The organism is Pseudomonas paraglycinae, from assembly GCF_021601625.1.
Taxonomy (GTDB): Bacteria; Pseudomonadota; Gammaproteobacteria; order Pseudomonadales; family Pseudomonadaceae; genus Aquipseudomonas; species Aquipseudomonas paraglycinae.
In genome coordinates, this window is record NZ_BQHR01000003.1 from 343,935 (window position 1) to 357,190 (window position 13,256).

General features: G+C 58.9%; 8 protein-coding genes. 4 read left to right on the forward strand and 4 right to left on the reverse strand.

Annotated elements, in window-relative coordinates; genetic code table 11:
* Positions 1–940: 940 nt before the first annotated feature.
* The 3 genes from L6D82_RS06225 (at position 941) to L6D82_RS06235 (ending at position 7,679) form a co-directional block, all read left to right on the forward strand.
* Complete coding sequence (locus tag L6D82_RS06225; RefSeq protein WP_236188377.1) at positions 941–4,393, forward strand: GMC oxidoreductase; 3,453 nt, start codon at positions 941–943, stop codon at positions 4,391–4,393.
* Between the two features lie 147 nt (positions 4,394–4,540).
* Positions 4,541–6,409 (forward strand): c-type cytochrome, encoded by a 1,869-nt coding sequence (locus L6D82_RS06230; RefSeq protein WP_236188382.1) that lies wholly within the window; start codon positions 4,541–4,543, stop codon positions 6,407–6,409.
* Positions 6,410–6,434: 25 nt separating this feature from the next.
* Positions 6,435–7,679, forward strand: a complete 1,245-nt coding sequence (locus L6D82_RS06235; RefSeq protein WP_236188383.1) for a metallophosphoesterase — start codon at positions 6,435–6,437, stop codon at positions 7,677–7,679.
* Between the two features lie 66 nt (positions 7,680–7,745).
* Here the strand turns inward: L6D82_RS06235 and gbcA are convergent, their stop codons facing one another.
* The gene (gene gbcA / locus L6D82_RS06240) at positions 7,746–9,038 is read right to left on the reverse strand and encodes a glycine-betaine demethylase subunit GbcA (protein ID WP_085746637.1); all 1,293 of its coding nucleotides are present in this window, start codon (positions 9,036–9,038) and stop codon (positions 7,746–7,748) included.
* A 293-nt stretch (positions 9,039–9,331) separates the two neighbouring features.
* On the opposite strand from gbcA, the gene gbcB reads away from it, so the two are divergent.
* Positions 9,332–10,432: a glycine-betaine demethylase subunit GbcB gene (gbcB, locus tag L6D82_RS06245; RefSeq protein WP_085612982.1), complete on the forward strand. Its 1,101-nt coding sequence runs from the start codon at positions 9,332–9,334 to the stop codon at positions 10,430–10,432.
* 57 nt (positions 10,433–10,489) lie between these two features.
* On the opposite strand, the gene L6D82_RS06250 is transcribed toward gbcB, so the two are convergent.
* From L6D82_RS06250 to L6D82_RS06260, 3 genes are read right to left on the reverse strand one after another with little or no spacing between them, the layout of a single operon-like run.
* Positions 10,490–11,254, reverse strand: coding sequence for a hypothetical protein (locus L6D82_RS06250; protein WP_236188384.1), 765 nt, complete (start codon positions 11,252–11,254; stop codon positions 10,490–10,492).
* Entirely contained in the window at positions 11,251–12,660 is a 1,410-nt protein-coding gene (locus L6D82_RS06255; RefSeq protein ID WP_236188385.1) for a hypothetical protein, read from the reverse strand. The genes L6D82_RS06250 and L6D82_RS06255 overlap by 4 nt, the downstream gene beginning before the upstream one ends.
* Before the next feature lie 47 nt (positions 12,661–12,707).
* Entirely contained in the window at positions 12,708–13,193 is a 486-nt protein-coding gene (locus tag L6D82_RS06260; RefSeq protein WP_011336278.1) for an Hcp family type VI secretion system effector, read from the reverse strand.
* Positions 13,194–13,256 lie beyond the last annotated feature (63 nt).

The following is a 13,256-nucleotide window of genomic DNA, read 5'->3' on the forward strand; positions in this document are numbered from 1 at the left end:
TTAACCACTTTGTGGATAACATGTTCGCCCCTCTCCCAACCCCATACAAACCAAGCCCTTCAGCCCCCAGATCAAAAAACAACCAGCCTAACTCGCGGTTTTTTCTGAGTTTTTCCCCAGAACAACTCTCAGACTTGCCCCCAATCTCTGTTGGCGCTTCTGTGGATAAGATGTTCGCTGTACGCTGCAAGCCATATAAACCGTGGCTTACAAAGATCTGATCAAAAAACGCTCAATTCAGTCTTTTAACCCGCCAATCCCCACGCAAACCCCTATTTATCAACGCCTCCAGCGCTTTTCCACAGCACCCGACAAGTTACCCCCGAACTCTGTTGGCGCTTCTGTGGATAAGGTGTTCGCCATCCTCTACAAGCCACGTAATCCTTGACATGTAGACGATTGGTCAAAAAACAATCAATCGCCAATGGAAACCCCGCTTCTGGATAAGTCACGAATTTTCTTCACAAAATCCCGATTTTTTTCCAGGTCATCCACAGTTGTCCCCATTAGCTGTGGGTGTCTATGTGGATAACTTGTTCGCCAAACCCTGCAACCCCCAGCGGGCTTAGTCCAAAAGGCAATTGATCAGATTTCATACAGTTCTAAGAGGCAGCCTTGACTTCGATCCGGTGCCTGTCTTCACTGCAATGGCACAAGGACAGCTGTCACTTATCCACATCTGGTTCAGGGAGAACGCGTGATGGATACCCAGCCACACCGCTTACCCCTCAGTCCCTGCACGCTCCGCGCTCGGCCGGCAGCTTCGCCGCGAAAGCGCACGTTGCGTCGTGCCGCCAATCAGCACGCCCGCCTGTAGCGCCTGATTCCTGCCCAAACCGTTTTACTGCCGCCGGGATTTCCCGGAGGCCAGGTGCCCGTTCGCCCATTGATTGCAGGCAACCGCAGAGTTGCCCCATCTGCCTGAGAGAGGAACCACCTCATGACACGGATCGCAACGCCCATCAGCGAAATCAAGGAACACTACGACGTGATCGTCATCGGCTCCGGGTACGGCGGCGGCATTGCCGCGTCGCGCCTGTCCCGGGCCGGTAAAAAGGTCTGTCTGCTGGAACGCGGTCGGGAGATCCAGCCCGGCGAATACCCCAACACCATGATCGCCGCGACCGAGGAGTTGCAGGTACACGATCCGGACGGCCACATCGGCTCGCGCACCGGGTTGTTCGACTTGCACGTTAACGCGCAGCAGAACGTGGTGGTCGGTTGCGGCCTCGGCGGCACGTCGCTGATCAATGCCAACGTTTCCCTGGAGCCGACCGTCGATGTTTTCCAGGATCCGCGCTGGCCACTGGCGGTACGTGAGGACCACGACGGCTTGCTCAAGGAGGGTTACGCCAAGGCCCGGGAGATGCTCAAGCCCAATCCCTACCCGAGCACCTCGCCGAACCTGCCGAAGCTTGATGCCAACAAAAAATCCGCAGATTTCCTCAAGCAAGGCGCGCACTTCTACAAGCCGCCGATCAACGTGACCTTCGACAAACTGCCCAACAACCTCAACCACGTCGGCGTCGAGCAACTGCCGTGCAACCACTGCGGCGACTGCGTTTCGGGCTGTAACAACAAGGCCAAGAACACCACGCTGATGAACTACCTGCCGGACGCCACCAATCATGGCGCGGAGATTTTCTGCCAGGCCCAGGTGCGGCATCTGGAGCGCGACGGCAATGGCTGGATCGTGCACTTCCAGTACCTCGACAGCGGCCGCGAGAAATTCGACGCGCCGACCTTGTTCGTGAAGGCCGACATCGTCGTGGTCTCCGCCGGCACCCTCGGCTCCACCGAGATTCTGCTGCGCTCGCGGGACAAGGGCCTGGTGATGTCCGGGCAGCTCGGCGAGAACATGAGCGGCAACGGCGACATCCTCGGCTTCGGCCATAACTGCGAGCAGACCATCAACGGCATCGGCTTCGGCGCGCACTCGGCCAAGGAAATGCAACCGGTCGGCCCGTGCATCACCTCGATCATCGACATGCGCACCGAGGGTGACCGCAGCAGTCGCATGGTCATCGAGGAAGGTTCGATCCCGGGCGCCCTTGGCCGGCCGATGGTGCCGGCAATGGCCGGGTTCGCCGAGATGATCGGCAAGCCCACCGACGACAGCTTCAGCGGCAAAGTGAAGTACAAGGAGCGTGAAGCCGAAAGCTTCCTGCGCGGTCCGTATCACGGCGCGCTGCACAACATGCAGACCTACCTGATCATGAGCCACGACAGCGGCCAGGGACGCATGGTCCTCGACAGCAAGGATCAACTGCGCATCGACTGGCCGGGCGTCGGCGAGCAGGAAAACTTCAAGATCGGCAACGAGCGGCTGTACCAGAGCACCAAGGCCCTGGGCGGGATCTGGGTCGAGAATCCGATCTGGACCAAGCTGCTCAAGCACAGCATCGTCTCGGTGCATCCGCTGGGCGGTTGCGTGATGGGCGAAGACGCCGCGCAAGGCGTGGTCAACCACAAGGGCCAGGTGTTCAGTGGCGCCAGTGGCACCGATGTCTACGCCAACCTGTACGTGACCGACGGCGCGGTGATCCCGACCTCACTGGCAGTCAATCCGCTGCTGACCATCTCCGCCGTGAGCGAGCGCAACATGGGCCTGCTGGCCGCCGATCGTGGCTGGACGATCGACTACACGCTGCCGTCGGCGCCGCGCAAACAGACCGCGCCGCCGACCCTTGGCGTGCAGTTCACCGAAACCATGAAGGGCTACTTCTCCCGCGCCTTCACCGCCGCGCAAAGCACCGACCTCAAGGTTTATGAGGCGGCCGCCAAACGCGGCGAGGCGGACAACTCGCCGATCGACTTCACCCTGACCATCACCGCCAACGACCTCAACCGGATGATCAAGGAGCCGGAACACGCCGCGACCATCGTCGGCACGGTGATCGCCCCGGCGCTGTCGCCGGAACCGCTGACCGCCAGCAACGGTGTGTTCAACCTGTTCGAGCAGTTCGAGCAGCAGGTCGACACGCGCCACATGAAGTACGACATGAAGCTGACCGCCGAGGACGGCCACGACTATTTCTTCAGCGCCTTCAAGACCGTGCCGGAAGACAACGGCGTGCTGAATATCTGGCACGACACCAGCACCCTCTACGTGACGCTGTATCGCGGGCCGGACAAGTCCGGTGAGGTGATCGGCTCCGGGGTGATGCACATCAAACCGACCGATTTCGCCAAGCAGATGACCACCATGAAAGTCCTCAATGCGCGCAACGAGCGTGAGCGCATCGAAGGGCTGGCGCGGTTCGGCAAGTTCTTCGCCGGGATTCTCTGGGAGAGTTATGGCGGGGTGTTTGCCGGTGACAAATACTTCAATCCCGACGCGCCGCCACGGCTGAAACGGCCACTGGATGCACCGACGCCGGCCGTGCATTTCTTCCCTACTGAAGACGGCGTGCAGTTGCGCCTGACCCGTTATCAGGCCGGCAGCAAAGGCCCGGTGATGCTGGTGCATGGTCTGGGTGTGGGCTCGAATATCTTCTCGACCGATACGATCCAGACCAACCTGCTGGAGTTTCTCTGCAAGCACGACTACGACGTGTGGCTGCTGGATTTCCGGGTGAGCATCCTGCTGCCGGCAAGCAAGAAGGAATGGAACGGCGACCAGATCGCCCAGTACGACTTCAAGGCCGCCATCGCACAGATCCAGCAGGAAACCAGAGCCAGGGACGTGCAGTGCGTGGTGCATTGCTACGGCGCGACCACGTTCTTCATGTCGCTGCTCGCCGGTTTGCAGGGCGTGCGTTCGGTGGTCTGCTCGCAGATTGCCGCCGATACCGTGGTCGCAACGGCAACGGGGCTGAAGGCCGGTCTGCACTTGCCGGGGATGCTCGATGCGATCGGCATCAAATCCATGACCGCCTACGCCGACAGCAAGGAGAACTGGTTCAACCGGCTCTACGACAAGGCGCTCAACGGCTACGCGCGGATCGAAGCCCAGGGCTATTGCACCAACCCGGTGTGCCACCGCATCACCTTCATGTACGCCTCGCTGTATCGCCACGACACCCTCAACGAAACCCTGCACGACAACCTGCACGAGCTGTTCGGCGAGTCGAACATCGAGACCTTCGAGCACCTGGCGCTGATCGTGCGCAAAGGGCATCTGGTGGATTTCAAAGGGCGCGACGTGTACATGCCGCACTTTGATCGGCTGACCATGCCGATCTGCTTCATCAGCGGCGCCGACAACCAGTGTTATTTGCCGGAGAGCACGCTCAAGACCTATCAGCGGGTTTGTGAGAAGTACGGGCCGGAGCGTTACAGCCGGCATGTGGTGCCGGGTTACGGCCATATCGATTGCATGTTCGGCAAGAACGCGGTGGTCGATGTGTATCCGATCATCCTTGAACACCTGGAGAAAACAGCCCTCGGATAGCCCCGATCGTGTCGATCGTTCCCACGCTCTGCGTGGGAACGCCGCCATGGACGCTCTGCGTCCGCTTTTGTGACGCGGAGCGTCACGAGATGCATTCCCTCGCGGACGGTTCGACGCTTCGACGGGGGAACGATCTGGGGAACTGATATGGACAGCTACATCCGCTGGTTTCAACGCTTCATCTGGCTCGGCATTGCGATGAACATGGTGTTCGCGATCCCGGCGCTGTTCGCGCCGGGGTTGCTGACATCGGTGGTCGGCCTGCCGCCGCAACTCTCCGACCCGTGGCTGGAAAACGCCGGGATGCTGCTGGTGGGCATCAGCGTGTTCTACATGCCTTCGGGCTTCAACGCGCCGCGCTACGTGGTGCATTCCTGGCTGTGCGTGCTGACGCGGCTGATCGCCGTGGCGTTCTGGATCTACCTGATCAACACCAGCAGCCAGGGCTCGGTGTTCGTGCCGATGCTGATGGGCGACCTGAGTTTCTTCCTGATCCTCGGCATCCTGCTGTACCTCGGCACCACCCCTGAAAACCGACCGCTGACGCTGCTCTGTGACGGCTGGCGCGAATGGCGCGCAGCGTGGGCGCGGCAGTGGCAGAGTCACGCGTTCAAGGTCGGCACGCTGGTCGTGGTGTCGCTGCTGGCGTTCATCGGTTACCAGACCTGGTATCAGATGCTGCGCGTGGTGCCGGAGCAGGATTACGCCTCCGACGAAGATCACTATAAATACGCCGCCATCGGTCTCGGTATCGAAGCGCGAATTCCGTATTACCTGTTCTCCGTGCTGCCGCAGATGTGCCCGGAAAAACTGCCGAAACCCGGTGGCTGGGAAGTCTTCGGTTTCCTGTTCGAGAACGGCAAGGACCTGCCGATCGGCATGGCCAAGCGGCAGATCGGCTACCCGACCGTCGAGCCGAACTGCGCGCTGTGCCACACCGGCTCCTACCGGGCGAATGCCAGCGACGTCGCAGTCAACGTGCCGAGTGCACCGGCCAACACCCTGCAACTGCAGGCCTTCCAGTGGTTCGCCTACGATTGCGCCAGCGATCCGAAATTCACCACCGACGCAGTGATGGCGGCAATCAACAGCAAATTCCAGCTGGGCTTTTTCGAGAAGCTCTACAACCGTTACCTGATCATCCCGATGGCCAAGACCGCGCTGCTCAAACAGAAGCAGGCCTACGCCTGGCAGAAACTGCGCCCGCAACAGGGACCGGGGCGCACCGACACCTTCAACCCGACGAAAATGGTGGTGTTCGGCTTCCCGGATGACTCGACCATCGGCACCGTCGACCTGCCGCAAGTGTGGAATCAGAAACCCCGGGAATCGATGTACCTGCACTGGGACGGCAATAACAACAAGATCCACGAGCGCAACTACGCGGCTGCGATGGCCGTGGGCGCGACGCCGGAATCGGTGCTGCCGCCGAGTTTCAACCGGGTGACCAACTGGCTGCTTGGGCACAAGGCGCCGGCGTGGCCGTGGGCACTGGATCAGGCCAAGGTAGCTCAGGGCAAACCGGTGTGGGAGGCTAACTGCGCGGGTTGTCACGATTTCGGTCGCGTCGACACCGGGCAGGTCACCACCAACATCGACCAGCTCGGCACCGATCCGCACCGGCTGAACTCGTTCACCACCGGGCTGGTGGCGGCCTTCCACACCTTCAAGAAACCGCCGTTCGATTTCGGTGCCTACCGCAAGACCCAGAGCTACAGCAACACGCCCACCGACGGCATCTGGCTGCGCGCGCCGTACCTGCACAACGGCTCGGTGCCGACCCTGTGGGACTTGCTGCAACCGCCGGAAAAACGTCCGCAGGTGTTCATCACCGGCTCCGATGTCTACGACCCGGTCAACGTCGGCTTCGTCACCAGCGGCGCCCAGGCCAAAGCCTCGGCGGACTTCACGTACGACACGCGCCTGGAAGGCAATCACAACAGCGGTCACCTGTACGGCACGACGCTGTCGGACGACGACAAGCGTGCGCTGATCGAATTCATGAAAACCCTGTGAACCCTTACGGATAGAGGATTACGCCATGTCAGCGGTCGGACATCTGAAACACGAATACGACAAGGTCAAGCTGCGCCTGCACGGCTTGTTCACGCGCATCGAAATGGCCTGGATGAAGCTCATCAGCGAACTCGAACCCAAGGAATTCGAGGCCATCATCAAGTTGCTCCAGCGCGGTCACGATCAGGCGCAATACGTGCTCAAGCACGGCGAGTTGCCGGACGACGAGCCGGCGGTGCCATGGGAATTGGCCCACGGTTTGTCAATCCTGCGTATCGGCAACGCGACGCCGCTGCCGCAATCGCCCGATCAACTACAAACCAAGGTACTCAAGGACGGCACGCTGCTGGGCTGTCGCAAATGGGAGCTGCTGGATCTGCTGTGGAGCGAGGCGCTGCTCAAGTGGATCGAAAACCTGCGCCATCACGCGACCTTCGGCACCGATCCGGCGCTGGTGACAATGGATCGCGAAGTGACGCTGGCAATTGCCGGCGACTGGGGCACCGGGCCGTTCAACAGCCATGCGCCGGCGGTATCGGTGGCCAACCAGATGCAACTGGCCAATGCCGATTTCACCATTCACCTGGGGGACGTTTATTACGCCGGCACCCACTCTCAGGAGGACACCGACATGGCGGGCTGGCCGATGGGCACCCATGGTTCGTTCACCCTCAATTCCAACCACGAGATGTACAGCGGCGCCCACGGCTATTTCAAGGAACTGGCCGCGCGTTTTCCGGGGCAGCAGGGCACCAGCTACTTTGCCCTGATCAACGACGACTGGCTGATTGTCGGACTGGACACGGCGTACGCCTCGGACGTCATGAACCTGTACATGGATGGCACCCTGAACAAGCCGCAGATCGAGTGGATGAAAGGTCTGCCCAAACGCAAGAAACTCATGGTGCTCAGCCACCATCAGGGCTTCGACATCACCGGGCACAACAAGACCGCGCTGTATCAACCGGTGTGCGATGCGCTGGGGCGTGAGCCGGATTACTGGTATTGGGGGCATCTGCACAATGGCATCGTCTATGCGCCGCAGGGTGGGCTGCATGCGCGCTGTGCCGGGCATGGAGCGATTCCCTATGGCACCACCAGCGAACTGAACGGGCATTCGCGGGTGCTGTTTTCGGAGACGCAGGATGCCAACGATCCGGACTATCCGCTGCGGGTGTTGAATGGGTACGCGAAGATCAGGTTGGTGGGGGAGGAGATTTTCGAGGAGTTTATCGGGGAGGATGGCTCGGTAAGGTGGTCATCGCAATGATGCGGTTGCTATAAGGACGCCATGATCGTTCCCACGCAGAGCGTGGGAATGATCGGTCAGATGCAATCAGCCTTGGACCGGCACGCCTTTGAGGTATGGCGCAGGCTCGGCGCCGAGATTGCTCAGCATCCGCTCGCTGTACCAATCCACGAAATTGACCACGCCGAACTCATAGGTCTTGGAGTACGGGCCCGGCTGGTACGCCGTGGAGTTGATCCCGCGCTGGTTCTCTTCGGCCAGACGACGGTCCTGATCGTTGGTCGCGTCCCACACCTTGCGCATGCGTTCGACGTCGTAATCCACGCCTTCGACCGCATCCTTGTGCACCAGCCATTTGGTGGTGACCATGGTTTCCTGAGCGCTGATCGGCCAAACGGTGAACACGATGATGTGGTCGCCCATGCAGTGGTTCCACGAGTGCGGCAGGTGCAGGATGCGCATCGAGCCCAGGTCCGGGTTCTTGATCCGTCCCATCAGCTTGGCGCAGCCCTGTTTGCCGTCCATGGTCATCGACACGGTGCCCTTGAGCAGCGGCATGCGCACGATGCGGTTGCGCAGGCCGAAACTGGCGTGGGCGTAAGGGATCTTCTCGGCTTCCCAGGCAGCGGCGGAGGCGGCGACGTGATCCTTGAACGCCTGATCGGCACGCGGGTCGGTGACGTCGTCCCATTCCAGCAGGGTTTTCAACAGTTCCGGGTGAGAACCGCTGCAGTGGTAGCACTCGCGGTTGTTTTCCAGCACCAGTTTCCAGTTGGCCTTTTCCATCAAGGTGGTGGTAATCGCCACCTTGGTGTTCTCCATGTCGTACGGTTCCATGTAGTGGTTCAGGGTCGACAGGAAGTCATCGATGGCCGGCGGGTTCTCAGCCAGGCTGATGAAGATGTAGCCGCCGGCAGTCTTCACGTTCACCGGTTTGAGGCCGTACTGCTTCATGTCGAAGTCGGCGCCCATTTCGGTGCCGGCGAACAGCAGGCGACCGTCCAGCTCGTACGTCCACTGGTGGTAGTGGCAGACCAGTTTGGCGACCTTGCCCTTGTCGCTGGTGCACAGGCGCGAGCCACGGTGACGGCAGACGTTGTGGAACGCGTGCACCACGCCTTCGGCGCCGCGAATCACGATGATCGGGTTCTTGCCGATCTGCAGGGTGATGTAGTTGCCCTTGGCCGGGATTTCGCAGGTCATGCCGGCGATCAACCACTCTTTCTGGAAGATCTCCTGCATGTCGATATCGAACAGCCGCTCGTCACTGTAGAACGGTTGCGGCAGGGAATAGGTGCGCTCCCGTTCCTGGAGCATTTGTGCGGTGGCCTTGCGTGCGGGTTCCAGCGGGTCGCCCAGGCTGATTTTTGCGGTGTCCATCGATGTAATCCTCAAGGCCATCTGCGTGGCCGCGAAAGTGGCTGATCGGGTGTGCGGCTAAGGGGTGCTACGCAAGGTGTAAAGAATCTGTTTGTGTTGGGGCGAGTGTGGGGCCGCCGCAGGCGAGAACCTTATCCATGGGCGACATGGTGCAATCTGTTCCCGACGCGCAACCCCCGGTGGTTGGGGGCTGGTCGCGATAAGTATGTCAATGTCGCGGATAGGTAAACGGGGCGTTCGCGCTATACGCAGAATCGCCACATGAAGGCCGACAGTCGGCCGTGGAGAACAGCATGTCGAACAGCTTCCTGAATCCGGTCACCACCCAGACCTGGGCCAATGGCCGACACATCGTCCGTTGCGTCAAAGTCATCCAGGAAACCTGGGATGTGCGCACCTTCTGCTTCATGGCCGACCAGCCGATCCTGTTCTTCTTCAAGCCCGGACAGTTCGTGACCCTGGAGCTGGAGATCGAAGGCCAGCCGATCATGCGTTCGTACACCATCTCCAGCTCGCCGTCGGTGCCGTACAGCTTTTCGGTGACCATCAAGCGCGTGCCGGGGGGCAAGGTCTCCAACTGGTTGCACGACACCCTGCATGAAGGCCAGGAGCTGGCGGTGCACGGGCCGGTCGGGCTGTTCAACGCCATCGACTTCCCGAGCCCGAAAGTGCTGTACCTGAGCGGTGGCGTCGGTATCACCCCGGTGATGTCCATGGCGCGCTGGTTCTACGACACCAACGGCAACGTCGACATGACGTTCATCCACAGCGCTCGCTCACCGAAAGACATCATTTACCACCGCGAGCTGGAACACATGGCGTCGCGGATCGACAACTTCAGCCTGCACCTGATCTGCGAGAAGCATGGACTGGGCGAGCCGTGGGCCGGCTATCGCGGCTACCTCAACCACAAGATGCTGGAACTGATGGTGCCGGACTTCCTCGAGCGCGAAGTCTTCTGCTGCGGCCCGACGCCGTACATGACCGCGGTCAAACGCCTGCTGGAAAACGCCGGCTACGACATGAAGCGCTATCACGAGGAATCCTTCGGCGCCACGCCGCCGGAAGCCCGTGCCGATGCGGTGGAGCAGGCCGAACAGGCGGCGGAAGCACCGGAAGTCCCGGCGGCGGATCTGCACCTGGTGGAATTCACCTCTTCGGACAAGAGCATCCGTGTCGCACCGGGCGAGACTGTGCATGCGGCGGCTGCCAAGGTCGGCCTGATGATCCCGAAAGCCTGCGGCATGGGGATCTGCGGGACGTGCAAGGTGCTCAAGCTGGGCGGCGAAGTGGAGATGGATCACAACGGCGGGATCACCGAGGACGACGAGGCGGAGGGGTACATTCTTTCTTGCTGCAGTGTGCCGAAGGGGGATGTTCGGATCGAGTTTTAAGTAGGTTTGCACTTAGGGCGATCTCCTCTTTGAGGAAATCGCCTGGAAAATGCGATTTCAAATCAGTCCGGACATGGCGAGCAAGGCAAAGCCCACGAACGTAAAGCCAAATATTTGCTGGCATTTATTCAGTTTAAGCAAGTCGCGTTTGAGTTTCGGTGGGAAATTCTTAACGTCTCTTGCGCTTACTTTGCCTTGGGAAATATACCGTGAAGGGTTTTTTAGGATGCCAGAAATCTCTCCCAACATATAAATTCGCCCCCCCAAGCCCGCTTGCCATAGCATGAACAGAGACGAGGTGATCGAGCTGTTTTTAAGGCTGGTAAGGATTATTTCTAGTCTTCTATTGGCGACATAAAGCAAAATTCCATTTACTAATAACAGACCTGTGAAGCTCACTATTGTCATAATTACTATTGGGTTTATTGCGATGTCTTGCATATCTTCTATATATGCGACTAACCCCAGGCATATCATGATTGCGTAAAAAATTAATACGAGTCTGTATAAGGTGATTAATTTTTTTCTAAGTTTTCGTGGGAAGTTTTCAAAGTCTTTCGCGCAAAGCTTTCCGGTATGAATATAAATCGCAGGGCTTCTCATGATGGCGAACACTTCTCCCATCATGTAAATTCTGCCCCAAGGTCCTCCGTGCCAAAGTATTGTTATTTTGCTCGAAATTGAACTGTTTGTTAGGTGGCTTAATATGGTTTCGGTTTTTGTTTTGGCGACATACAACATCACGCCTATCAGCGTAAATATACCGATGAAATCTACAATGCCGATCAACAACAATATTTTCTCTGTAATGCAAAGAATCATTTAGCAGCCTCGTATACTTTCTCCGCGACCTGCTCGCCGCCTTTTTCGCCCAAAGTCCCGCCCGCGTAATTTCCGACTCCTGCCAATAGAGCAGCACAAAGGGCAGTACCGAGCCCGCCAGTCGGGAGACCAACTCCTACGCAGATCGTTGAGGCCGTTAAGCTCACGAGCGCGCCGGCGAGTATTCCGCCACCCACTCCACCCAAAAAGCTACCGGTCTCCGTGAACTTCACCTTTTCACACGCTTCGATGCTGCCATTTGAGCAAACATCCTGAACCTTCACTGCCGATGCGCTACCTCCCACAGCGGTGCCAATCCAACCTCCGTATTTGACATATCGCGATGCCTTGGTGACGGCTTGAATATGAGTGGCATATCCCGGGTTCTGGCCGATGCCGCCAGCCTTCCTCCATCGATGCACCAGGTGCGGATGATCAATGCCGAGGGCTGCTTTGAGGTTCGGGTGATCAGGCAGGCCAATGGTTATTTTGGTGAAGTCGGTGAGTCGGCTATCCAGCTTGTTAAGCAGCTGTGTACGTTGTTTTTTAAACGCTTTTGAGTTCAGGCTGCCATTCGCGTTGAGGGTTTTGGTATGCAAGTTTTCGATTTCTTGAAGCGCGTTTTTTATTCCATCCAGATAGTTGGCCGCCATGGCCGTGGTGACGCCTATCACTTTCGATTCAACTGAAAGTGCACTCTGAATAACGCCGTGGTGTTGCGCCATGAAATCAGCTTCCTCCACCGTCAACGGCGCCAGCGCCATGCTGACGATGTGCGCGGTTTCCATCAGCAGTGATTCTTCATAGGTGCATTGCTGATTGTCTGGATCACTCAGAACAATCATCGATCCGGCCTTCACCACGTCCTCCAGTGGATTCAGGCTTTTGAATTTGGGGATGACACTCGGGTTTGGCGACGCAAACAGCTGCGCCTGAAGTTTCTCGGCGGACACGCTTTTCGGCACGATGTAGAACCCCGGCTCTTCGGGCGCCGGCAGCTCCTGCGGCCAATGCTCGCGGGGAACCATTCGCAAGTCGTTGACCGGACGCGGAGAGGAGGGCGGGGCTGAGTTCGGGCGTGTCACTTTCAGGTTCTGCTGGTGAGCGGCCCGGAGCAGACGTTCCGGATCGGGAGTTGCTGCAGGCTGTGGGAGCATCGACAAGCGTCGTGCCTTGGCCGTGCCGGTGATCGCTCCGTGCCTGTTTTGCTGCAGGATCCGAGACTGGTTCAGCAGGTTGTGTTGTTCCTGCACAAGCGCAAGAATTCCCTGCTCCGGAGTCAGGCGTCCGGCGGCAACCTCATCGGTGATGTGCTTGGCGAAATATGCGACTTGTTGATTGAACTGCACCCGCGCGATGCCGAACGCCAGATGGCGAGCACTGGCGGTCAGCGCCTGGCCGAGCAAGTTGCCTGCGGCATCCTCAACGCCGCAGGGATCATGTGATCGAGGGTTCAATCCTGGCTGCCCCACGAGGTATGGCCGGTGGTGCCCGCAATGTGGTGTACCCAACTGATGCCGCGGTAACGAATGGCCAGTTGTTCTTGAGGTTGAGCGTCGTTTTGCAGAATGACGTGGGGCACTTCCTGCGAGAGTTCAGCCAGAACGGCCCCATCGAGGGAAATTGAATAAAACTTCTCCTGCTGACCTTGAGGCGAGGTTCGGTAAAGGCTGATCGTGCATTCGAGTTCTTCGCTGTTCGAATGCGCCTGGGCCAGCAAGGGGGAGGATTTGTCGACCGCTTTGGTGATGATGACCGGTTGGTGGACGGCTTTGCCGAGGTTGTTGTCGCGGCGCATTTCATGGCTCAAGGCGAACACCATGATTTCATCGGTATGGGCTTTCTGGTATTTGTTGCCGACCGATTCCGGGGTCGAACACCCGGCTGAAATAAGGCCTTGAGTCTTGCCGGTAATGGTCATGTAGGCAGGGTTCGCCATAGTCAGCACTCCTCGAAAAAGGAGCAGGCAGTCTATGGCGAAGCCTGTTTGGTTTATGTAGGT

Coding starts and splice junctions, on each gene's coding strand:
- gbcB (WP_085612982.1), top strand. CDS start 9,332: ATGTCGAACAGCTTCCTGAATCCGGTCACCACCCAGACCTGGGCCAAT.
- L6D82_RS06250 (WP_236188384.1), bottom strand. CDS start 11,254: ATGATTCTTTGCATTACAGAGAAAATATTGTTGTTGATCGGCATTGTA.
- L6D82_RS06260 (WP_011336278.1), bottom strand. CDS start 13,193: ATGGCGAACCCTGCCTACATGACCATTACCGGCAAGACTCAAGGCCTT.
- gbcA (WP_085746637.1), bottom strand. CDS start 9,038: ATGGACACCGCAAAAATCAGCCTGGGCGACCCGCTGGAACCCGCACGC.
- L6D82_RS06235 (WP_236188383.1), top strand. CDS start 6,435: ATGTCAGCGGTCGGACATCTGAAACACGAATACGACAAGGTCAAGCTG.
- L6D82_RS06225 (WP_236188377.1), top strand. CDS start 941: ATGACACGGATCGCAACGCCCATCAGCGAAATCAAGGAACACTACGAC.
- L6D82_RS06230 (WP_236188382.1), top strand. CDS start 4,541: ATGGACAGCTACATCCGCTGGTTTCAACGCTTCATCTGGCTCGGCATT.